The organism is Xenorhabdus bharatensis, assembly GCF_037996705.1.
In the GTDB taxonomy this organism is placed as follows: domain Bacteria; phylum Pseudomonadota; class Gammaproteobacteria; order Enterobacterales; family Enterobacteriaceae; genus Xenorhabdus; species Xenorhabdus bharatensis.
Genome location: NZ_JBBMXG010000003.1, coordinates 286436 through 311968, shown reverse-complemented (window position 1 = coordinate 311968; position 25533 = coordinate 286436). Strand labels below are relative to the sequence as shown.

Sequence of the window (25533 nt, the reverse complement as noted above, 5' to 3'; positions counted from 1 at the left end):
AAATTTGGTAATGACAAAATAGAATTTTGTTATTTTTTAACTATCTGATTTCAAATGAAATAGTTTATTTTTGATATTAATTATAAATGTGAAAAATACAGCAATGACTTGCCAAGGGTTCCTGTCGATATATTCAATCAATTCATTTTTATTTAGTTGTCTAAGTAAGCGTCTATTAATAAAAATTGCGGTAGATCAAAGACGTTTATCTAAGAACAGGGAAAAAATGAAATAAATTATCCCAATTTATTAAGCGAGCTGTTTATTCCGTCGTGACGGGGATAACTTTTGCCTGATTTTTGGTTGGCAGATTATTAACCGGAATAGAAAAAACTAATACCTGAGAGAAAATGTTTCCTGAGTATCTTTCGACACTCGGTATGCCCGTTGTTATTTTCCCAGAAAAATAAAAACAATTGCGATAGTCACTGAACGTAAATAAGAAATTTAAAAACAACAGATATAACAGTTTTCAAATATCCAATAGATTCGTTGAGGTAGTAAAAAAATGAAAGACAGCATGACCAGCAAGAATAATATTCTTGAAGCTGGGGTAGTGGATATGTCGTCAAAAAAAATGAGTGATGACATATTTACAGGAAAGTTTAATGGCTTATCTGAGACTGAATATTCTCTGTTGCCGGAAATTTGCAACTCCACGGAAACCCCGTATCCTGACCATTTATGTATTCATCAGTTATTTGAACAACAGGCTGAAAAAACGCCAACTGCTATAGCATTAATTGCCGGCAATCAAATACTGAATTATACGGAGCTGAATGCTCAGGCTAACAAGTTAGCGACTCAACTGATTGAACAGGGTATTTGTCCGGGTGATCATGTCGCGATTCTGTTGGAGCGTTCAATTGAATTGGTGGTAGCTCAGTTAGCTATTATTAAGTCTGGTGCCGTTTATGTTCCTATTGATCCCAATGTACCGGATGAACGGAAAAACTGGCTGATAAACGATTGTTCCGCCAAATTACTGTTGACTGATATGCAAATGGTGATCCCACCTGAATTAGTTATTCCACGGCTCAGTCTTACTCTCGCAACAGAACCTATTGGAAAAGAAGAATATCGCAATCCTGATTTACGGGGGACCAGTACCGGGCCAGCGTATATCATGTATACCTCTGGTTCGACGGGTCTACCGAAAGGCGTCATTGTGCCGCACCGGGCTGTTGTCCGGCTGGTGATTAATAATGGTTATGCTGATATTAAATCTGATGACCGCATTGCTTTTGCCGCTAATCCGGCTTTCGATGCCAGTACTTTTGAAGTCTGGGCACCGCTGCTCAACGGAGCTGCGCTGGTGGTTATCGATCATACTACGTTGCTGACGCCACGGGATTTTGTTCAGGCGTTACAGGCACATAGTATTACCATTCTATGGATGAGCGTCGGGCTGTTTAACCGGCTGGCTGACGAGTTATCCCCAGTGCTGCCTCAGCTTAAGTTATTGCTGGTTGGGGGAGATGTCCTCGACCCGCATATTATTGCTCAGGTGCTGCGTAAAAATCCGCCACAAAAATTATTGAATGCTTATGGGCCAAGTGAGGGAACCACCTTTACGACGACTTACCATATTCAGGAAGTATCGGGAATAACCGCTATTCCTATTGGTCGGCCCATTGCCAACACTCGCGTTTATTTGCTGGACTCGGATGGGCAACCGACAGCACCGGGAATGACGGGTGAAATTTATATCGGGGGTGATGGCGTAGCCTGTGGTTATTTCAATCGCCCGGAATTGAACGCTGAGCGCTTTCTCATCGATCCGTTTAGTGAGAAAGCAAATGCTCGCATGTACCGAACCGGAGATCTGGCTCGTTATCTGCCGGATGGCAATTTGGAGTTTCTTGGGCGTAATGACCAACAGGTTAAAATCCGTGGTTTCCGGATTGAACCGGGGGAAATTGAAACCCGGCTGGTGGAATATCCGGCGATACGTGAAGCCGTCGTGTTGGCTTCAGGAGAGGGGCAGGACAAACAACTTATTGCCTATGTGTTGACTCAAGATAATCACGGGTTAGCGACTCGCCTGCGTGAACACCTGAGTACACGGTTACCGGATTATATGGTGCCGGCAGCCTTTGTTCGTCTGGATGAGTTTCCACTGACGCCGAATGGCAAATTGGATCGTCGGGCATTACCGACTCCGGGAGAAGACGACTTCGCCCGCCAGATCTATGAAGCTCCTCAGGGAGAAATGGAGACGGTACTGGCGACTCTTTGGCGTGAATTACTGGGTATACAGCGAATTAGCCGACACGACAGTTTCTTTGCTCTTGGCGGTCATTCATTGCTTGGTGTACGGATGATTGAACGCCTGCACAGTCTGGGGTTAACACTGGCTGCCAGTAATTTATTCCAGCGTCCGGTTCTGTCAGAACTGGCTCAGACTTTGGAGCAACATCAGGCGGTAGTGATACCACCGAATACGATTATTCCGGCGACCACGATGCTCACTCCGGCAATGTTGCCACTGATTGATCTGAACCAGTCTGAGATTGACCTCATTGTTGAGCAAGTACCGGGCGGGATTGCGAATATTCAGGATATTTATGCCCTGTCACCATTACAGGACGGTATTCTATTCCATCATTTGCTGGCAAAAGAAGGTGACCCGTATTTGCTGGCGTATCCGATGATTTTTTCTGACCGTACGCTGCTTGATCGCTATCTGGCGGCCGTACAAAAGGTGGTTGATCGCCATGATATCCTGCGAACCGCTTTTGTCTGGCAGGGATTGTCTACACCTGCACAGGTAGTCTGGCGTCATGGGCCTTTATCGGTCACTGAATTGACTTTGTCCTCAGCGGATGGCCCAGTCAATGAGCAATTGGCCCATTGTTTTGATCCACGCCGGTATCGCTTTGAACTGAATCAGGCGCCATTGTTGCGCTTTGTCGTTTCACAAGAGAGCGATGGTCGCTGGCATGTATTGCAGTTACAGCATCACCTGATTGGCGACCATACGACAATGGAAGTCATGCACCGCGAAGTGCAGGTTTTTCTTGCCGGTCAGGGTGATAATTTGCCGGTACCGGTACCATTTCGTAATCTGGTGGCACAAGCCAGATTGAACCGCAATCAGACAGAACATACCCGTTTCTTTACCGACATGCTGGCTGATGTCGATGAGCCAACGCTGCCATTTGGCTTAACCGAGATACATCGTGATGGTTCGCAGGTAACCCAATCACACCGGATGCTGTCGCCGGAATTAAATCATCGTCTCCGTCAGCAGGCAAAGCGTCTGGGCGTGAGTGTGGCGACCTTGTGCCATTTGGCTTGGGCACAGGTACTAGCGCGCACCAGCGGGCAGAGCAAAGTGGTATTTGGCACTGTACTGTTCGGACGCATGGCGGCGGGGGAAGGGGCTGATAATGGTATGGGGTTGTTTATCAATACCTTACCACTGCGGCTGGACATCGATGATACATCGGTACATAACAGTATACGGTTGGCACAATCCCGTCTGGCTCGGTTACTGGATTATGAACATGCCTCACTGGCGCAGGCTCAACGTTGTAGTGGCATCGCTGGTGGTACGCCACTGTTCAGTGCATTGTTGAACTATCGGCATAATGATCAACCGATTATTCCGCATGAGGTCTTACCGGGGATTGAATTTTTAGGGGAACAGGAGCGGACTAACTATCCACTTGTACTGTCAGTAGAGGATGGCGGTTCTACACTGGGGCTGACGGCGCAGGTAGTACAGCCGTTTGAGCCGGATCGGATATGTGGTTATATGCAACAGGCGCTGGAAAGTCTGGCAGAAGCGTTGGAACGGGCACCGGAAACACCGGTACGGGCACTGAATATTTTGCCTGAAACGGAACGTACATTGTTGCTGGAAGACTGGAACGCAACTGAAACAGTCTATCCTGATCAGTTATGTATTCATCAGTTATTTGAACAGCAGGTCGGAAAAACACCGGATGCTACCGCGTTGGTATATGAAGGGCAGACACTTAGCTATGCGGAATTGAATGCTCATGCCAACCGATTAGCCCATCAACTGATTGCATTAGGAATGGCACCGGAACAACGGGTGGCGATCTGCATGGCTAGCTCTCTGGTGCGAGTGGTGAGCTTGCTGGCAGTACTGAAAGCGGGGGGCGTTTATGTTCCACTCGATCCCGCTTATCCGGGTGAACGTTTGACACATATCCTGAATGATGCAGCTCCCTCAATCCTATTAACGGATGAAACCGGACGCATTGCGTTAGGTGAAGAAACGCTTATCGGGCTGACTTTGCTTGAACCAAGTATCTTACCCGATGCTTTACCCAATCAACCAGACAATAACCCACAGATATTGGCGCTAACCTCACACCATCTGGCCTGTGTGATTTACACCTCCGGTTCAACTGGTATGCCCAAAGGGGTGATGGTTGAACATCGAGGGTTGGTCAATCTTATTCAGGATAAAATCAGCCAGTTTGGGATTCATTCCGGTAGCAGGGTATTGCAATTTGCTTCATTTGGTTTTGATGCCAGTGTCTGGGAAACCATGATGGTGTTGAGTAGTGGCGCTAATCTGGTTATTCCGGCTGATAGAGTTCGTCAGGATCCTCAGCGCCTCTGGCATTTTCTGGAAGAACAATCGGTAACGCACTCTTGTCTGACTCCGGCTCTGTTACGTGACGGTACGGATTTACCCGTACTAACGATGAATCCGACCCTAATATTAGGGGGTGAAGCCCCCATTCCAACACTCCTCCAGTCATTGAGCCGTCAGGCAACCGTGTTTAATGCTTATGGCCCGACAGAAATTACCGTATGTGCCAGTCATTGGCGTTGTCCGTTAAATTATACTGATACATTGGCACCTATCGGGCGTCCGACAGCGAATACCCGTTTTTATCTGCTGGACGATAATGGCCAACCCGTGCCATTAGGTGCAGTGGGAGAGTTATATATTGGCGGTGACGGTGTAACGCGTGGTTATCTCAATCGCCCTGATCTGACTGACGAACGTTTTCTGGCAGATCCATTTACTCACGTTGTTGATGCGCGTATGTACCGCACGGGTGATTTGGCTCGTTATTTACCCGATGGCAATCTGGTCTTTATTGGCCGCAATGATCAACAGGTGAAAATCCGTGGTTTCCGGATTGAACCGGGTGAGATTGAAGCCCGGTTAACAGAATATCCGGCGGTACGTGAAGCGTGGGTACTGGCACAGGGGGACGGGCAGGAAAAACGCCTGATCGCTTATGTTGTGACAGAAGATGTTGAGGCAGATGGTGTTGAGGCAGAAAATGATAACGGATTAGCTATCCGTCTACGTGAACATCTGAGTGCTATTCTGCCTGATTATATGGTGCCGGCAGCTTTTGTTCGTCTGGATGCTTTCCCGCTGACACCGAACGGTAAATTGGATCGACAGGCATTGCCAGTACCGGAACAGAGCGCATTTGCCCGTCAGATTTATGTAGCACCACAAGGGGAAACAGAAACTACACTGGCGGCTATCTGGAGTGAATTATTAGGCATTGAGCAGATCAGCCGATATGACAACTTTTTTGCATTAGGTGGTCATTCACTGCTGGCCGTACGGGTGATGAATCGCCTTGCGGCTTTCGGTGTTGAACTGCCGTTGGCAGCCTTATTTACCTCACCGTCACTGATAGCCTTTGCGGAGAAAATCAGTACGCAGCGTAATGAAGAAAGGGATAACATATCTGACATTATCCCCGTCCCCCGTGGTCATAATAATAGTCCTTTACCGTTGTCATTTGCTCAGCAGCGTTTATGGTTTCTGGCGCAGTTTGATGGCGTCAGTGATACCTATCATATTCCGCTGGCACTGTACTTGCGGGGTCAGCTTAATATTACCGCATGGCAACAGGCTTTGAACCGTCTGTTTGCCCGCCATGAAGCACTGCGTTCCGTCTTCATTACGGTTAACGGTCAGCCTCAGATTGAACTGTTGCCAGCGGCACTGACTCTGCCGATGAAACAATATGACCTGCGTAATCTGCCTGACGTAGATAAGCAGCTTAAAATTTTGTGCACACAGGAAGCAGAAACAGCATTTGATCTTACTCGTGGCCCTTTAATCCGTTGTGCACTCATACAGCGGGCTGATGAGGATTATGTTTTCTTACTGACTCAGCATCACATTGTGTCTGATGGTTGGTCGTTAGAAATATTGAAATCAGAGCTGAGTGCTCTTTATTCGGCTTGTGTGAAGGATCAGCCTGACCCATTACCTCCTTTAGTTATTCAATATCCTGATTATGCCGCTTGGCAACGTAAAGTATTCTCTGATGAAAAAATGCGGGCGCACAGTGACTACTGGCGTAGTAAGCTGGCTGATGCGCCGATATTACTGGAATTACCGACAGATCGCCCCCGTCCTTCACGACAATCATTCAGTGGCGGTCGGATACCTGTAAAGATTGATGCTACGTTGGTACAGGAACTGAAACAGCTGGGGCAGCAACATGACAGCACACTATTCATGATATTGCTGACGGCTTGGGCGGCATTATTGTCGCGTCTGTCCGGGCAGGATGATCTGGTGATTGGCATACCGAGTGCCAACCGCAATCGGCGGGAAATCGAGCCACTGATCGGTTTTTTTGTCAATACACTGGCATTGCGTATTGATTTATCCAGTACGGATGCATTCGGCACATTAGACATGGAGACGCTACTTCGGCGTGTGCGGCAGACGACACTGAGCGCACAAGAGCATCAGGATCTGCCTTTTGAGCAAGTGGTTGAACTCGTACAACCGCCACGCAGACCAGAACATACTCCGCTATTTCAGGTTATGTTTGCCTGGCAGGAGAATGATACGCAAGAGTGGCAACTACCGGGCCTGGAGGTGACTCCCGTTGTACAGGGATACGATATCGCTAAATTCGATCTACAACTGGAACTGACGGAAAAGGCGGGAGAGGTTGTTGGGGAGCTGAATTATTCTTCTGCCTTATTTGATTCTGAAACCATTGAAAGGCAGGTCGGCTATTTACAGACCTTATTACGGGCAATGGTAAACTGTCCTCAACAATCCATCACTACCGTGGATATTTTATCACCTGCCGAGCGGGCACTATTGCTGGAAACCTGGAATGCGCCCGTAGCGCCATATCCTGAACAGTTGTGCATCCATCAGATGTTTGAACAACAGGTAGAAAAAACTCCGGACGCCATTGCGGTAAGGTATGAAAACCAGACTGTGAGTTATGCTGAATTGAATGCCCGATCTAACCGATTAGCGCATCAATTAATGGCATTAGGTGTCATTCCAGATCAGCCTGTAGCGATTTGTGTGACACGTTCACCAGAGAGAATAGTGAGCTTGTTGGCGGTGTTGAAAGCGGGCGGGGCTTATGTGCCATTGGATCCGGCCTATCCGGGTGAGCGTTTGGCTTATCTGCTCACTGATGCTGCACCCACTATTTTGCTGGCGGATGATACTGGTCGGTCGGCGCTGGGTGAAGAAGCACTGAAAGTACTGACTGTACTCGATCCAAATACTCAGGCCCACCAGCCTGACAACAATCCGAGTGTCCCTGAACTGACCTCTAAGCACTTGGCGTATGTGATCTATACCTCTGGCTCCACGGGTAAACCGAAAGGGGTGATGATTGAGCATCAGGGGGTGGTTAACCTGACGCTGGAACAAAGTACCCGGCTTAATATCAGTGCAACCAGTCGGGTATTGCAGTTTGCTTCATTTGGTTTTGATGCCAGTGTCTGGGAAATCATGATGGCGCTGAGCAGTGGGGCTATGCTGATTATTCCGACAGAAACTATCCGGCAGGATGCTCATCGTCTCTGGCATTATCTGGAAGAGCAATCGGTCACGCACGCGTGTTTGACTCCGGCTATGTTTCATGATGGTGCTGGTTTGCCGGAAATAGCCATAAAACCCACATTAATCTTCGCAGGAGAAACACCGGCTTCTGCCTTATTTAAGGCATTATGCGGCCGGGCTAATTTGTTCAATGCGTATGGCCCGACAGAAATCACCGTCGGTGCCACCATCTGGAACTGTCCGTCAGATTATGCGGGGAGATTCATTCCTATCGGCAAACCAACCGTTAACAAACGCATTTATTTGTTGGACAAATATGGCCAGCCAGTACCGCAGGGTGCGGTAGGTGAGTTATATATCAGCGGAGTCGGTGTGGCCCGTGGTTATCTCAATCGCCCTGATTTGACCGCCGAACGTTTCTTACCGGATCCGTTTAGTGATGATGCCGATGCTCGTATGTATCGTTCAGGGGATTTAGTCCGTTATCTACCGGATGGCAATCTGGTCTTTGTTGGCCGCAATGACCAACAGGTGAAAATTCGTGGATTCCGGATTGAGCCGGGAGAAATTGAGGCGCATTTGACCGAATATCCGGCAGTCAGTGAAGCATTGGTACTGGCTCTGGGGGAGGGTCAGGATAAGCGTCTGGTTGCTTATATAGTGACAAATAAAGCCTATATCGCGGCAAATAAAACGAGTCACGAACTGGCCACCAGCCTACGTGAACATTTGGGGACTATCTTACCTGATTATATGGTGCCGGCGGCTTTTGTGCGTCTGGATGCCTTCCCGCTGACCCCTAATGGTAAATTGGATCGGCAGGCGTTACCGGCTCCCGATCAACATGCTTTTGCTCGTCAGGTTTATGAAGCCCCGCAAGGGGAAGCGGAACGTGCGCTTGCCACTATCTGGAGCGAGTTACTGGAGGTTGAACAAATAAGCCGGCATGACAGTTTCTTTGCGTTGGGTGGCCACTCTTTGCTCGCTGTACGGATGATTGAACGCTTACGGAATAGGGGGCTGGGCTTATCGATTCAAACATTATTCGAATCACCGACACTCTGCATTTTAGCTCAGTCACTGGCGCAACATTGTGAAATCACAATACCTGAAAACAGCATTACACCCGATACGATGACGCTGACGCCGGAGATGCTGCCGCTGATTGATCTGACTCAGCCAGAGATTGACTGCATAGTTGAACAAGTACCGGGTGGGATTGCCAATATTCAGGATATCTATGCGTTGTCGCCGCTACAGGATGGCATTCTGTTCCACCATTTGCTGGCAAAAGAGGGCGATCCTTACCTCCTGATAACCCAACAGGCTTTTGCGGATCGGTCTTTGCTGAACCGTTATCTGAGTGCCGTTCAACAAGTCGTTGACCGCCATGATATTCTGCGTACTGCTTTTATTTGGGAAGGGTTATCCGTTCCGGCTCAGGTCGTTTGTCGTCAGGTGTCTTTATTCATCACAGAGCTGACACTCGATCCGGCTGACGGGCCGATCAGTGACCAATTAGCTCAACGCTTTGATCCGCGCCAGCACCGTATTGACCTGAATAAAGCGCCATTGCTGCGTTTTGTCATTGCTCAGAATACCGATGGCCGCTGGATCCTGCTGCAACTGCTGCATCATCTGATTGGTGATCATACCACGCTGGAGGTGATGAACAGTGAAGTACAGGCGTATCTGGCCGGGCGGGGAGACAGCCTGCCGGCTTCGACACCTTTCCGTCATTTAGTGGCGCAGGCCCGGCTAGGAACCAGCCAGCCGGAGCATACCCGTTTCTTTACCGATATGCTGAAAGCAGTGGATGAACCAACGTTGCCGTTCGGATGGGCGGAGGTTCATCATGACGGCTCGAAAGTGGCGGAATCACATAGAATGCTAACATCTGCGCTGAATCGCCGTTTGCGTCATCAGGCCCGGCGTTTGGGGGTCAGCGTGGCTGCACTTTGCCATCTGGCTTGGGCGCAGGTGCTGTCGCGCACAAGCGGCCAGAAGAAAGTGGTGTTCGGCACGGTATTATTCGGACGCATGGCTGCGGGAGAAGGTGCTGATAATGGCATGGGGCTGTTCATTAATACCTTACCATTACGTTTGGATATGGACGAAACCTCTGTGTTGGAGAGTGTGCAGATCGCCCATGCACGATTGGCGGGATTATTAGCACATGAACATGCTTCACTGGCACTGGCGCAGCGTTGTAGTGGCGTCGCCAGTGGAACACCGCTGTTTAACGCGCTGCTGAATTATCGACATAATACACAACCAGTCATGCCGGATGAATCCACCAGCGGAATTGAGTTTCTTGATGCTCAGGAACGGACTAATTACCCGTTTGTGTTGTCAGTAGAAGATGGTGGTTCTGATTTAGGGCTGACTGCTCAGGTAGTGCAGCCATTTGATTCGGAAAAACTGTGTGATTATATGCAACAGGCGTTGGAAAGCCTGACTGAAGCGCTTGAGCAGGCACCGGAAACGCCGGTACAGATGTTGGACATCCTGCCGGAGTCAGAACGTAATTTGCTGCTGCAAACATGGAACAAGACAGAAGCCGCATACCCTGACCAGCTATGTATCCATCAATTGTTTGAGCAACAGGTTGAGAGCGCTCCGGACGCTACCGCGTTAGTGTATGAAGATCAATCTGTTAGCTACGCAGAATTGAATGTTCGATCTAACCGGCTGGCCCACCAGCTTATCGAACTGGGCATTGTACCGGATCAACGGGTAGCGATTTGCATGGCAAATACACCTGCGCGGATAGTTGGTTTATTGGCAGTATTAAAAGCGGGTGGCGCTTACGTACCATTGGATCCGGCTTATGCGGGCGAGCGCCTGAAGCATATTTTGTGCGATGCTGAACCCGCTATCTTACTGGCTGATAATACCGGACGTTCAGCGCTATCAGTTCAAGAACAGATATCGGTTCAAGCACAAGACGAGCAACCCACGCAAATGCTTTCGCAGTTAATTGTACTTGACCCGAATTCATTACCCGAACAACTGGATAGCAATCTACAAAATAACCCGCAAATTGCTGCATTAACCTCTGGTCATCTGGCGTATGTGATCTACACCTCTGGCTCTACGGGTAAGCCAAAAGGGGTCATGGTCGAACATCAAGGGGTCGTCAACCTGATTCGGGATAAAATCAGCCAGTTTGGTATTCACTCCCAGAGCCGGATGTTGCAATTCGCTTCATTTGGTTTCGATGCCAGTGTCTGGGAAATTATGATGGCATTGGGAAGCGGCGCCAGTCTGGTTCTTCCGGACAATACCGTTCGTCAGGATCCGTGTCGTCTCTGGCATTATCTGGAAGAACAGGCAATCACTCACGCTTGTCTGACACCGGCTTTGCTGCGGGACGGCGCTGATTTACCGGCATTAACGATAAAACCGACTGTCATTTTAGGCGGTGAAGCCCCCGGTCCGTTACTTATCCGGGCATTAAGCAGTCAGGCAACCGTATTTAATGCCTATGGCCCGACAGAAATAACCATTTGCGCGACCGCTTGGCACTGTCTGCCAGACTATCAGGGAGAGCAAATCCCTATCGGACGCCCAACTGCTAACACCCGGATTTATCTGTTGGATACCTGCCACCAGCCAGTTCCTTTGGGAGCGATAGGTGAGTTGTATATTGGCGGTGACGGTGTCACGCGTGGCTACCTCAATCGTCCTGAATTGACGGCTGAACACTTCATGACAGATCCATTTAGCAATAAACCGAATGCGCGTATGTACCGAACCGGCGATCTGGTTCGTTACCTGCCGGACGGGAATCTGGTCTTTGTTGGTCGTAACGATCAACAGATTAAAATCCGTGGATTCCGGATTGAGCCGGGGGAAATTGAAGCCCGGCTGACCGAACACGCCGCAGTACGGGAAGCATTAGTTCTGGCACTGGGCCATGAACAGGATAAACGGCTGGTGGCTTATGTGGTGGCAGAAGAGAATGATGGGCTGGTTAGCCTTCTGCGTGAACATTTGAGCTCGTTATTGCCTGATTATATGGTGCCCTCAGCCTTTGTACGTCTAGAGGCTTTCCCATTGACTCCTAACGGTAAACTGGATCGCCGGGCATTACCGATGCCGGGAGAAGACGCATTTGCGCGTCAGGTTTACGCACAGCCACAGGGAGAAACAGAAATCGCCCTTGCTGCTATCTGGCGTGATTTACTGGGCGTTGAGCAAATCAGCCGACATGACAGCTTCTTCGCGTTGGGTGGGCATTCATTGCTCGCGGTGCGTATGGTCGAGCGTTTGCGTAGTCTGGGCTTAACGCTGGCAGTACGTGATTTATTCCAATCTCCTGTGCTGTCTGAACTGGCGCAAACTCTGACGAAAAATCAGGGTGAAGGTGTACCAGCCAATGTGATTACACCGGAAACGGCAGCGTTAACACCGGCAATGTTACCGTTAATTGATCTCACTCAGCCAGAGATTGATCACATCGTCGAACAGATACCGGGTGGGATTGCTAATATTCAGGATATCTATGCGTTGTCGCCGCTACAGGATGGCATTCTGTTCCACCATTTGCTGGCAAAAGAAGGCGATCCGTATTTACTGGCTGGTCAGATGGCTTTTGCGAACCGGACTTTGCTGGACCGTTATCTGAATGCCGTTCAACAAGTAATTAATCGGCATGATATCTTACGCACTGCTTTTATCTGGGAAGGGCTATCCGTTCCGGCTCAGGTGGTTTGCCGTCAGGCACAATTGTCAGTGACTGAATTGGCTCTCGCTCCCGTGGATGGGCCAGTCAGTGAACAGTTATATCAACGTTTTGACCCTCGCCACTACCGTCTTGATTTGGGGCAAGCACCATTGCTACGTTTTGTTGTGGCACAAGAAACGGATGGTCGCTGGATTGTATTGCAACTGATGCATCATCTGATTGGTGACCATACTGCATTGGATGTCATGAGTCATGAAGTGCAGGCCTATCTTGATGGGCAAGAAAACAGTCTGCCCGTCCCGCCACCTTTCCGTAATCTGGTCGCTCAGGCTCGATTAGGAGTCAGTCAGGAGCAGCATGTTCGTTTCTTTACTGACATGCTGGCTGAGGTGAATGAACCAACGTTGCCCTTCGGATTAACAGAAGTTCACCATGATGGTTCGCAAATCTCAGAATTTCACCGGATGCTGACCGCAGAATTGAATAACCGTTTACGCAATCAGGCCCGCAGACAGGGTGTTAGTCTGGCCGCCTTGTGTCATTTAGCATGGGCGCAGGTGCTGGCGCGTACCAGTGGGCAGGAAAAAGTCGTATTCGGTACAGTGCTGTTCGGGCGCATGGCCGCCGGTGAAGGTGCCGACAATGGCATGGGGCTGTTTATCAATACCTTACCGCTGCGACTGGATATGGATAACACTTCGGTACAAGATAGCGTACAGGTGGCACATCGCTGGCTGGCAGGGTTGTTGGCACATGAACATGCGTCATTGGCACTGGCCCAGCGTTGCAGCGGAGTGCAAGGCGGAACTCCATTATTCAGCACCTTGCTGAACTACCGCCATAACGCATTGCCGGTGACTTCGAATGAAATCATGGACGGTGTTGAATTCCTTGGGGCACAGGAACGAACGAACTATCCGTTTACACTGTCAGTGGAAGATTTTGGCGAAGCGTTGGGATTAACGGCACAAATTGTCCGGCCATTTGATCCAGAACGGGTATGTCGTTACATGCAACGGGCGCTGGAAAGTTTGGTCGAGGCGCTAGAACAGGCCCCAGAAACGCCAGTGCGGATGTTGGAAATTCTCCCAGAATCAGAACGGAATTTGTTGCTGCAAACATGGAACGCGACTGAAGCCCCATACCCTGACCAACTATGTATTCATCAACTGTTTGAGCAACAAGCCGAAAATACACCGAACGCTGTCGCCGTGGTACATGAAGGACAAACACTTAGCTATGCGGCATTAAATAGTCTCGCTAACCGGCTGGCTCACCAATTAATTGCACTGGGTGTACAACCTGATCAACGGGTGGTGGTTTGTATGAGTCGTTCACCATCACGGATAGCAGGGCTATTAGCCGTATTGAAAGCAGGTGGAACATATGTGCCACTGGACCCTTCTTATCCGGGGGATCGTCTGGTTTATATGCTGAATGATGCCGCTCCGCGGGTGGTATTGGCAGATAATACTGGTCGGTCAGTATTGGGTGAGGAGGCCATCGCGGATTTAACGATAGTTAACCCGGATGATAGCCGGTCAGACCGACCGGATCATAATCCACAGGTTTCGGCGTTAACATCACAGCATCTTGCTTATGTCATTTACACTTCCGGTTCTACGGGAATGCCGAAAGGCGTGATGGTTGAACATCGAGGATTTGTTAACCTTATTCGGGATAAAATCAGCCAGTTCGATATTCATTCTCATAGCCGGATGTTGCAATTCGCTTCCTTTGGCTTCGATGCCAGTGTCTGGGAAATTATGATGGCTTTGTGTGGTGGCGCTACTCTGGATATTCCTGCTGAAACAGTTCGTCAGGACCCGCATCTCTTTTGGCGTTATCTGGAAGAGCAATCGATAACTCACGCCTGTCTGACACCAGCACTGCTACGGGATGGGGCTGATTTACCGGAGATAAATATCAGACCAACCTTAATATTGGGTGGTGAAGCTCCCAGCCCCGCGTTAATCCAGCAATTGCGTGACCGGGCAACCGTATTCAATGCCTATGGCCCAACAGAAATCACAGTATGCGCTACCGTCTGGCGTTGCCCTTCAGACTATCAAGATGGATTTATTCCTATCGGGCGCCCGACAGCGAACACCCGGATTTATCTGCTGGATAATGATGGACAGCCAGTACCATTGGGAGTAATGGGGGAGATATATATTGGCGGTGACGGTGTAACGCGCGGCTACCTCAATCGCCCTGACTTGACGGCTGAACGCTTTCTGGTTGACCCGTTTAATCAGGCACCGGATGCACGGATGTACCGAACCGGCGATTTAGCCCGTTATTTACCTGATGGTAATCTGGTGTTTATTGGTCGTAATGACCAACAGGTTAAAATACGCGGATTCCGGATTGAACCGGGTGAAATCGAAGCCCGGCTGACAGCGTACCCGACAGTGCGTGAAGCTATCGTATTGGCACTGGGCGAAGGGCAGAATAAACGGCTGGTGGCCTATGTGGTGGCAAATAAAGATAACGAGCTGGTTAATCCTCTACGGGAATATTTGAGCACGTTATTACCTGATTATATGGTACCCGCAGCCTTTGTACGTTTGGATGCTTTCCCGCTGACTCCTAATGGTAAGCTGGATCGCAGGGCGCTACCTGAACCTGATCAGAACGCCTTTGCTCATCAAACCTATGAAGCACCACGAGGAGAAGTTGAGATAACATTGGCAGCTATCTGGTGTGAATTGCTGGGGATTGAGAAAATAGGCCGGCATGACAATTTCTTTGCATTGGGAGGGCATTCATTGCTCGCCATGCGGATGATAAGCCTTGCTGCGGACCGTGGTTTGATGTGTACATTGAATAACCTCTTCCAATTCCCTGTGCTGGCTGAACTGGTATCAAAAATGACATTAGATCCACTGTCTCAACCGCAAAGCAGCGCGATACCTGTGCGATCATCCGGAATGGAGCCACCACTATTCTTTGTACCCAGCGGTATGAATGACTACTCCTATGTTTTTGGGTTGTCACAATATATTCAGTCCGACTATCCGATCTATGTATTACCCTGGCCTTCCATCAATGAAGAGCAGGTGTCAACTATTGAAGCGTTAGCCGACAAAATGATTACCTTTATGAAATCGGTTCAACCGGAAGGTCGATATCGGATCTATGGCTACTCTTCTGGTGGTGTATTAGCTTATGCCATTGCTCAACAACTTTTGAACACCGGTGAGACTGTTGATTTTCTGGGGCTGATTGATACACCAGCCCCTCACTGCTTTAAACAGCAAGTCATTCAGCCAAAACTCCAGTTTCTTGCTGAACTGGCAAAACAATCGGGTGGGGAGCATGAAGAGAAAATTGCAACATTGCATCAGAAAATGGATCAATTAGGTTTGGTTCAATTTATTGCCGCAGCACAGAAATTAGAGCTATATCCGGCAAATCTTCGTCCTGACTTGATCGCAAGGCGTTGGGAACAGATGGGGAATTATGTGCAAATGATCAAAGCATATGAACCAGAAGTATTAGAGATAATGCTCCACCAATTCTACGCAACAGAGCCTTACCCGCTGATTCCTTTCGTTACGGAAACTCTATTACCTTCTTTAAGTATAGAGCCATCGTTAGGCTGGGAGCAGGTTGTACCTGACTCTTTGCTTCAGTTAACGCCTGTACCGGGCGATCATTTCAGCCTGATGGAGGACAATGCCAATAAAGTTATTTTGGCTAAAAGCTTAAGCAGGGCGCTGGAAATGAATTGTGAAGTGGAGGCGGTGTAATCTCGGTATATTGCAGAGAGAGTAAATAATTACCAATCAAAGCCACCTGTACATCAGGTGGCTGATTATTTAATGATGAGACGAACGGTAAATATTGCTTTTTCCCATTCATACCGGGTTTTATTTTTTTTCTGCTGTATTTCCTATTACTTTTATTTAACGTATAAATCAACGGATTGAATACGCGTTCCTCATCTTTTATATAATCATCCTGTAAATTAGATTAAGTGTGGCGACTGATATTGAATATTAAAAAAGATAATAATCGACATAGTGTGTTTATGCTATAAATATCTGAGCGTTATCAGATGGTAATAAATAATGAACTGAAATATACAATGATAATCTGCCAAACAACATTCCAATCAACATAAAAGAGGATTGATATGTTAACTTTTAATGAACGCGTTAATATAGGGATCGATATAGTTAAAAAACAATATGCTCATTATGATCCTTCTTTTTTGACAATACACATGACCGGAACCTCTGACCCGGAACTATATAATAAACTTATATGTGATGTTAGCGAATTAAAATCAATGAAACTAGTATTTAGACTTAACAATCTTAGACCCTATGATCCCGGTGCTGCGTGGATTGATGAAATTTCACCGGGAAAATTTGCAGAGCCACAAGTTGCTGAGATGGTAGATGTGGTATATACAAACCTTGATTGGCCTTTTAATGTAACTTTAGAAGAAGCATTTCAATTAAAACTGGAGCATGGTTATACATCACCATTTTGGTTCGTTCATGTTCGGAAATTACTCGTTCCTAAGCACACAATACTAACAAAATCATGCTTTATTTTTTACCAAAATGACGAAACAAAAATTTATGTAAATGCGTTGACCAAAGAAGTTAAAAAAGCACTTCACTAAGGTTTATTTCTCAGATAGGGTACTGTCGCGTAAATGTGATAGTACCCTGAACAGTTAAATATTATGGTGCCCGCGGATATTCACTCAAATAAAATATACTACGATACATTGTATAATAAGTGATAATATACATAGGGAAAGTTATGATTAACCCTAGGAATAGAGGTAGAGCGGATATAAAAATGATAACCCCCATTAATACGAAAAATAGAAATCCCCCGACTAAATTTTTCTTTACAGCCTTCAAACTCATTAATAATGCCTCACTAAGTCTCACATTATTAATGATAATTAATGCCGGAGCGAAGTAAGTTGATGCCTGAGTAATGAGGATTAAAATTAAAAAAACAAATAGCGCCCACCACATGGAAACGGAAAGAGAATATGTTAAAATATTCACATATTGTGGGAATAAAAGCAGGTTTAGCATATTATCGCCCCCAATAAGGACGGCGATTCCGACGCTAAGGGCATAGATACATACATAAAACACGCCAATAGCAATCAGTGGGCCTAATTTTTCTTTAAAGCCATAAAAGAGTATGCCTATTCTCAAATCACCCGTGGTTCTCTGTTTTTCAGCCGCAGCGTTGATGCCGGCAATCAATATAAAATTAACTAAACTGAGTAATAAATTAACAAATGGAATATACATCAGTATGCTAAAGATGATGAGATAGATGAATGTAATCAGTATCCATCTTGATGGTTTTTCTTTGAATATTCTCCATGCATCACCGATCCATGTTATTGCAGCTCCCGCGCCTACGGATTGCGCTTCACGAATGAAAACCTCTTTTTCTTTGACAAGGGAAATATTTTCATTTTCAGAGTTTAAATTAATATCTTGCTTATCCATTTTTCTCACTTAATTTTATTAAATGATAATTAACAAATTATAGCAGGGGTGAAATGTTATGCCATGAAATGCAATGTTATTTGATATGATTAAGTTAATGCAACAGGATTATTTTAGTTATTCGTAATGGTGAAATTGAGATTTAAACTTATTAGATGAGATTAATCTTATTTTGGCTATTATTTTAAATCGGGAATGTAATGTTAAAATAGTTTACACACTCCGATTATGATGTATTGATAGATTTTTCCAGCCATGTACTGATAGTTTTTACTAAATTAGCAGGCTGTTCAAGTGGCAGCATATGGCCGGCGTTTTCGATAATACATAATGTAGAACCGTGAAATTCATGTTGCAACGATTCCGCATCTGCCAGCGTTCTCAGTTCATCGCAGTCTGAAGCGATGATTAATACGGGATAATTATGAATATCAGATAAATAATTAGGATTATCGCGTTGTAACTTCAACTGGTGAATAAATACATCTGGTCCTAGACGTAGACTCATAGTGCGGATATGTTCAATAACATGTCTATTATTTTTATTATTGGCATAAAGTGATGCCTGAATAGTGGAGAGACTGAGGCCACCAAAGAACCCATTTTTTACTATTTCTGCTGTGCGGAGTTTTATTGTTTTTTGACTATCACTGTCTGGTAAATTTGAAGTGGCAATGAGCACTAAGGCTTCGATCCTTTCTGGCACTAAACTGGCAATCCAACGAGCCACGTACCCCCCTAAAGAAAACCCCACCAGAACAAATCGGTCTGGTGACATTGCAATATTATGAAGGGCAATTTCTCGGAGATCTTTCCCCAGAGAAATGTCACCATAGACGATATTACCCAACACAGATAATGCAGGTTCCATCTCTTGCCATAATGTTTTGTCAGTCATAAATCCCGGAACTAAAAATAGATTCATGCTTTTTCCTTGTGTGATAGTGAAAGTATCGACGCTGAGGTTAGGATTACGTAGCCGTTGAACGTTTTTTGGCAGTTTAAAACATAATTGGCTCTTCAAAACCTATGATGAAAATCAGGCAGAGATGAAAAAATATGTGCTGGATTATCTGCACTATTACAATTTAACGAGATTACACATGGTTAATCATGGTTTAATTTCTGTGGAATATGAAATGGCCTTCATAAAAATGTCCAATTTTTCTTGAGCAGAACATCTGAAAACGCGCAATTTTAATCAGCGGTCTCTAAATTAGGCTTTTACCGAGTGAGAATGCGGATAACCATATTAACAAATTTACCATAGGGTGGGTGTAGCAGATCGGTCAGTGACGGATCGTATTTGCGCAAAATAGGCATGGCCTTGGAGAAAGTTTTAAACCCTTCATAGCCATGATATTGACCCATACCGCTTGGGCCTACGCCACCGAAGGGTAAACCGGTACAGGCAAATTGATACAGCGTGTCATTGATGCAGATATTACCTGCGACGATGTGCGATAAAGCTGTCTCAATGTACTTGTTATTTCGACTAAAACAATAAAAGGCTAATGGGCGCTCATGGTTTGCAATATAGCGGATTGCTTCATCATAAGAACGGTAAGTTTTGATTGGTATCAGAGGGCCAAAAATTTCTTCCTGCATAATGGCGCTATCATCATCAGGGTTCAGAACTAGCGTAGGAGCAAAAATACGCTGCTTCAATGCTTGTTCTTGATCAGTGAGATTCATAAGTGGAATGGTTTGATGGCCACGGGTGATCGCGTCTTCAAGTAATTTGATAAGACGCTGATACTGGTTATCATTGATAATACTTGTGTAATCTGGAAAGTTGTTGGGTTGGGGATAGCGTTGCGATACTTGTTTCTTAGCCTCTGCGATAAACGGTTCAATGATGTTTTCCGGTAATAAAATGTAATCTGGTGCTATACAGGTTTGCCCTGAATTGAAAAGCTTACCTGTTATAATTCGGGCAGCCGCCTTTTTCAGATCGGCATCGGGAGCAATCAGTGCCGGAGATTTTCCACCAAGCTCCAGCGTAACAGGGGTAAGATTTTGTGCGGCAGCTGCCATGACCTTTTTACCATTCGCCTTGGAACCCGTGAATAACAGGTGATCAAAGGGGAGGGCAGAAAAATCGACTGCAATATCTGCTCCGCCTTGTGCAATACTGACGCGGTTTTCAGGAAAAATTTTACCGAGTAATTTTTCTAAATAGGCATTGGTGTGCGGTGTATGTTCGGAAGGCTTGATAAAAACATGATTACCTGCAGCAATCGCGGCTATTAATGGTGTGAGAACTAAATTCACCGGATAGTTCCACGGAGCCATGATACCAACAACGCCAAGGGGCACATAGCGTATTTCAGCCTTCGCCGGCCATAATTGCCACCCAGCCTTGTATCTTTTAGATTTTGTCCATTTTTTAAGAGAACGCAGGCAAAGATCAATCTCATTCAACACAATTACCGCTTCCGCCATTATGCTCTCATACCTAGAACGATGACCGAAATCACCGGAAATTGCTTCTACCATTTCAGTCAGACTGGCTTTAAAGTTTTCGCGGAGGCAGATCAAATCATCACGGCGTTGTTTCTCATCAGGTCGATTTTGTTCCCATGCCTGACGCAGAGCATTAAATTGAGTGTTGATGAGTGTTGTCATTGATTTTGCCTTATCACTGAGCGGGCAAAACACCATTGAGCAATATAATAAGTGCTGAGTACTAATAACGGGTTTAATGGCGTTTCGAAGTAAAAACGACTATATGCGAGCAGACTATCACTGGTAGCAAAAAAAATGCCGCCAATCGCCGCTGTATTTGCGGCATGTTGTGCTAAAGGCATTGGATTTTTAAATGGATAGATAATAGCTCTATTAATCGCTAACCCAGCCATGAAAGCCAAGATCGTAGCATAAATAGCAACAGGAGCTCTCATGTCATCAGGCAGATTATTTAATAGCCCGATAAATATTAATAATGCGATTATTATAAATATGATAAAAACCGCCAATATAATGAAAACCGTACGAATAATGACAAATTTTGAATGGAAAGAGTGATTTTTAATATCAGAAATAGAAATGCTATCGCAACATAGCGCATAAATATAAGCGCAATGAGTGAGTAGAAAGCAAAATAAACCAACCAAAAAATAGTCTTGCGGTAACATCAAAAAAAAGTCACCCCCTGCGGCAAATGCAAGCCCGAAAGCAATAGCATTGCGGTAACGAATTGAAACAGGCGTGCGGATCAACAGAATCCAAAAAACTAACAGAGCTGTAGCAGTGGGCTTAGTTAGATAATGGAGCCACATCCATGATGAATTTACAGATGAACTGAGTAAAGCACCAGCGATGGCACTGACTGAAAGGAGTGTATAGAGCAAACCTATTCTGTAATGAAAATGATGCCGAAGAGAGCAATGATTTGATAGCATATGCCTCGTCCCACTGTTTCTTTCTTACTTATTTACAGTATAAGAAAATTTTTATCTGTACTAACAATTAATTTTTACCATTGTCAGATGGTATATGAATATATCCAGAATATTTCATAGAGCGTAAACAAGTAAATAATTATTCTTACCTCACGTTAGTTAATTTAATTAACGCACGTTTCTCTAATCTAATACCTTTAGGCAATGCTCAATATTGTGAAAATACTACAGTTTCTGTTTTATTATTCTTGTTTTTTACGCAAATTTCTCTTTGCACCATTATTTTAAATTTAACAAGAGCATTGACCCATTAGTTGAATTAATGATAATGTTTTTTACCAATCGTTCCAGAAAGGGGATTTTATATCTTATGAGACCAAAAGAATTCGATCTTGATGTAATAGCTAGAGCGGCAATGCATGTTTTTTGGCTACGGGGATATGCGGGGACAAGTATTCAGGATCTCGTTGAAGGTACAGGGCTTGGTCGAGGGAGTTTGTACAATACTTTTGGTAGTAAGCATGGACTCTATGAATTTTCCCTACGGCATTATTATGAAATGACTGCTAGTAATGTTGAACTTCTTGCTAAGGAGGGTTCGGTAAAGGATTTGATTCAGCAATTACTCATGAAGATAGTCTTGGAAGAACTAAATGATACTGAAAACTTAGGGTGTATGGTGGCAAATGCTTCTTTGGAAATGGCCCGACATGACAATTGTATTGCTGATCTAGTCGCTATGAATTTGAGTAGGATGGAACGCGCACTGAGTACACTGATTCTTCGTGGCCAAGCGATAGGAGAAATCGATCCAACCAAAAAACCTATCGCTTTGGCCCGATTTATTGTCAGCATAATTCAAGGAATTAGAGTTGTCAGTAAAGGCGCTTCTCGAACGGATCACTCTGAAAGACTCATTGATATCGTTGAAGTTGCAATGAGCGCAATCGCAAAGTAATTATTTTGTAAAACAAAAAATTTTGCAAAGTTTTGGAATGATAAGTCAAAAATATGTATTTGTTTTTAAAAATATATTTTTTTAAAAGTGCACCTGATTTAAGCAGGTGAAATAAATATCTCATATACAAAAGGATAAAATTATGTCTCAAGTAGTACAAAAATGCGTTAAAAAAATTACGGTACTTGGTGTAGGTATTATGGGAGCAGCTATTGCCGGGAATTTACAAAAGAATGGTTTTAGCGTCAGCGTATGGAACCGCACTTATGAGAAAGCAAAGGCCTTAACAGAATTTGGGATATCAGTATATGAACAAGTAGAAGATGCCGTTGATGATGCAGATATCATATTAACCATGCTTAAAGATGGAAATGCAGTATTAGAATCTATGAATCTTGCACTACCTAGTTTATCTAAAGACACAATATGGATTCAGGCCAGTACAGTTGGTATTGCAGCGAATGAACGACTTGAAGCCTTCGCTGTTGAAAATGGCCTTAAGTATTATGATGCGCCAGTTCAGGGCACTAAAGGTCCAGCAGAACAAGGTAAATTAATTATTATTGCTTCTGGATCACTACTTGATCGTGATTTTGTTCAGCCCGTGTTTGATGTTATTGGTCAACGTACAGTGTGGGTTTCAGAACAAAGTGGTGTGAGTAGTAAGCTTAAACTTGCTTTAAATAGCTGGGTTTTTGCTTTAACAAATGGGATCGCCGAAAGTTTATCTATTGCAGAAGCTATGGGAGTAAATCCATCACTTGTTATTGATGTGCTCAAAGATGGCCCCATGGATAATATGTTCTTCCAGATTAAGTCTGCTGCAATAATGTCTGGAAATTATGAGACTAGCTTTTCTTTGGATAATGCGATAAAGGATGCAGAGTTAGTTATTGATGCTTCTAAACGAGCTGATGTGAAAGTTGATGGCGTTGAAGCTGGACTCAAGCGCTTCAAACGAGCACAAAAAGTGGGCTATGGTCATAAAGATATGATCGCAACTTATTTTGCCAAGTAATTATTACTCTACGTAAGACATACAAGTAATGATAAAAGAGTCTGATAAGAGGAAATAATGAAAAATTCACTTGGCTATCATGTACCGACAAAGATTTTGGGTAATGCAGAAAGGATTCCCATACTCAAACTTCTGGCTTTCACCTTAACGGGTTTTATCACGATTATGACTGAAATAATGCCTGCAGGGTTGTTACCACAAATCAGCCATAACCTTCAAATTTCTGAGTCCCTTGCCGGACAGCTGATTTCTGTATATGCGCTGGGCTCGGTAATTGCTGCGATACCTATTGTTGCTGCCACTCGTAGCTGGTCGAGAAAACCGCTATTTTTGTTGGCAATTGGTGGGTTGCTTATATTCAACTCTCTTACAGCACTATCTTCCAGTTATGCGGTTATATTGGTATCACGTTTAATTGCTGGGATGTCGGCCGGAATTATTTGGGGAGTGCTTGCGGGATATGCTAGATATATGGTGCCAGAACGCCTTCAGGGTAGGGCATTGGCTATCGTAGGAGTGGGGCAACCTATTGCCCTTTGCTTCGGAGTTCCTCTGGGTACATGGTTAGGAGATCTACTTGATTGGCGGGGCGTGTTTTGGGTTATGTCAGCACTTACATTAATATTATTAGGTTGGGTGAGTACAGCGCTCCCAAAATTTTCAGGTCAAAAATCCAATAGACAGCAGTCAGTGAGGGAAATATTCTTTCTTCCCGGTATTCGTCCGGTATTGTGGGTTATCTTTTTGTGGATACTGGCGCATAATATTTTTTATACATTTAGTTATCCCTATCTGGCGTCAGTTGGTCTCGGAAATCGTGTAGACATGGTTTTGCTATTGTTTGGTATTTCATCAATCTTGGGAATTTGGATCACCGGTGTTTGGGTCGATAAAGCACTACGATTACTGACAATGCTTAGTCTGACTGGTTTCGCTTGTGCCGCTATTTTCCTTATTGCAGGAAGTAATCACGTCTGGATAGCTCTTTTAGGTATTATGCTGTGGGGCATAACTTTTGGCGGTGCTCCAACATTATTACAGACAGCAATCGCTGATGTTGCTGGTGATGGTGCAGATGTTGCCCAATCGATGTTGGTAACTGTTTTTAATCTTGCTGTTGCTAGTGGAGGATTAATCGGAGGAGGATTACTTCAACAGATAGGACCTTCATCATTTTCAGTCACTATGTTTGCCTTGGCAATATTGAGTATTTTAGTCGTTTTTCAGGCTAAGTCTTATGGATTTAAACCCGGCCCTCGGGGTTAAGACTAACACTATATTAACATTAGGAAAATGAACGTAAATTGTGGACTAACTTAGGCGGTGTCGTTCTCCATTATATCTGAAATAACGGCGGTGCTCTGTATACTTAAAGCATCGCCGGACTAGATATTTAACTGAGTGAATACTGGGATTGGCTACTATCCCTTGGAGATAGATATTTGGCTAATAAAAAACATCAAAGCCAAAGTTAAACACGATTTCCTAACATCGAAACGAGGTTATCTACAAGACCTTCTGCCAGTTTGATCGAATCTGCCAGTCTATAGTCTGCAAATTCGTCATACTCAATGGCGGCTTCATGAACATCAGTCACACCAATGTACGCAAAAGCAGTGCGTACTGATGTTTCTACGTGATTATGACTAGCGAGGCGACCATCCTGCTGATACCCATAATCACCACGCGAGGAAAGAATCACCAAACGTTTTCCTGAATTTGCTAACAGTGGCCAATAAGGTTCGCCACTTCGGTTCCGATCAAATCCGAATGTACGTCCTACTCGCACGATATTGTCAATATATGCCTTGAATTGTGCGGGAGGCCCAAAGTTATACATCGGGATGCCAGCTACAATGAGATCAGCACATAACACTTCGTCGATCAATACATCACTCATTCGAAGTTCTTCTTTCATCCAGTCCTCACGGGCATGCTCTGGAGTGAAAGCTGCATGTATCCATTTACCAGTGACTGGCGGTGGTGCTTTTTGACCCACATCTCGGTAAAGCACTTTCGTTTCGGGATGTAAGCTCAGCCATTGTTGTACGAAACGAGCGCTCAAGCGACGAGTATGCGATCCGTGAGAAGTTTTGTCAGAACGTCCATCGCGTGCACTTGCATCAATGTGTAATAGTGTGGTCATGTGAGTTTAAGCCTTTACAAATGATATTTATTC

General features: G+C 45.3%; 10 protein-coding genes and 1 pseudogene. 6 read left to right on the top strand and 5 right to left on the bottom strand.

All coding sequences use genetic code 11. From position 1 onward, the window contains the following. Positions 1-556: 556 nt before the first annotated feature. Together AAC855_RS04875 and AAC855_RS04870 are read left to right on the top strand one after the other, a co-directional pair. A complete protein-coding gene (locus AAC855_RS04875; protein ID WP_422824353.1) occupies positions 557-16231 on the top strand; it encodes an amino acid adenylation domain-containing protein in 15675 nt (5224 codons plus the stop codon). A gap of 386 nt (positions 16232-16617) precedes the next feature. Further along, the gene (locus AAC855_RS04870; RefSeq protein ID WP_340608500.1) at positions 16618-17115 is read left to right on the top strand and encodes a hypothetical protein; all 498 of its coding nucleotides are present in this window, start codon (positions 16618-16620) and stop codon (positions 17113-17115) included. A 61-nt stretch (positions 17116-17176) separates the two neighbouring features. Here the strand turns inward: AAC855_RS04870 and AAC855_RS04865 are convergent, their stop codons facing one another. Both AAC855_RS04865 and AAC855_RS04860 read right to left on the bottom strand, forming a co-directional pair. Next, positions 17177-17974 carry a BPSS1780 family membrane protein gene (locus AAC855_RS04865; protein ID WP_340608499.1) on the bottom strand — a complete coding sequence of 266 codons (798 nt, stop codon included), beginning with the start codon at positions 17972-17974 and terminating at the stop codon, positions 17177-17179. Positions 17975-18200: 226 nt separating this feature from the next. Beyond that, positions 18201-18899: an alpha/beta fold hydrolase gene (locus tag AAC855_RS04860; protein ID WP_340608498.1), complete on the bottom strand. Its 699-nt coding sequence runs from the start codon at positions 18897-18899 to the stop codon at positions 18201-18203. A 76-nt stretch (positions 18900-18975) separates the two neighbouring features. Here AAC855_RS04860 and AAC855_RS21585 point away from each other — a divergent pair. Then, positions 18976-19146: pseudogene (locus AAC855_RS21585) on the top strand (IS3 family transposase); the annotation flags it as partial. A 52-nt stretch (positions 19147-19198) separates the two neighbouring features. On the opposite strand, the gene AAC855_RS04855 reads toward AAC855_RS21585, so the two are convergent. Continuing rightward, complete coding sequence (locus AAC855_RS04855; RefSeq protein WP_340608497.1) at positions 19199-20602, bottom strand: coniferyl aldehyde dehydrogenase; 1404 nt, start codon at positions 20600-20602, stop codon at positions 19199-19201. Then, positions 20599-21378, bottom strand: coding sequence for a lysoplasmalogenase (locus AAC855_RS04850; protein WP_340608496.1), 780 nt, complete (start codon positions 21376-21378; stop codon positions 20599-20601). The genes AAC855_RS04855 and AAC855_RS04850 overlap by 4 nt, the downstream gene beginning before the upstream one ends. A gap of 370 nt (positions 21379-21748) precedes the next feature. Between AAC855_RS04850 and AAC855_RS04845 the strand changes: the two genes are divergently transcribed. From AAC855_RS04845 to AAC855_RS04835, 3 genes are all read left to right on the top strand, one after another. After that, positions 21749-22336: a TetR/AcrR family transcriptional regulator gene (locus AAC855_RS04845; RefSeq protein WP_340608495.1), complete on the top strand. Its 588-nt coding sequence runs from the start codon at positions 21749-21751 to the stop codon at positions 22334-22336. Positions 22337-22478: 142 nt separating this feature from the next. Beyond that, complete coding sequence (locus AAC855_RS04840; protein WP_340608494.1) at positions 22479-23354, top strand: NAD(P)-dependent oxidoreductase; 876 nt, start codon at positions 22479-22481, stop codon at positions 23352-23354. A gap of 57 nt (positions 23355-23411) precedes the next feature. Further along, positions 23412-24620: an MFS transporter gene (locus tag AAC855_RS04835; RefSeq protein WP_340608493.1), complete on the top strand. Its 1209-nt coding sequence runs from the start codon at positions 23412-23414 to the stop codon at positions 24618-24620. 205 nt (positions 24621-24825) lie between these two features. On the opposite strand, the gene AAC855_RS04830 is transcribed toward AAC855_RS04835, so the two are convergent. Beyond that, positions 24826-25500, bottom strand: a complete 675-nt coding sequence (locus AAC855_RS04830; protein ID WP_340608492.1) for an FMN-dependent NADH-azoreductase — start codon at positions 25498-25500, stop codon at positions 24826-24828. Positions 25501-25533 lie beyond the last annotated feature (33 nt).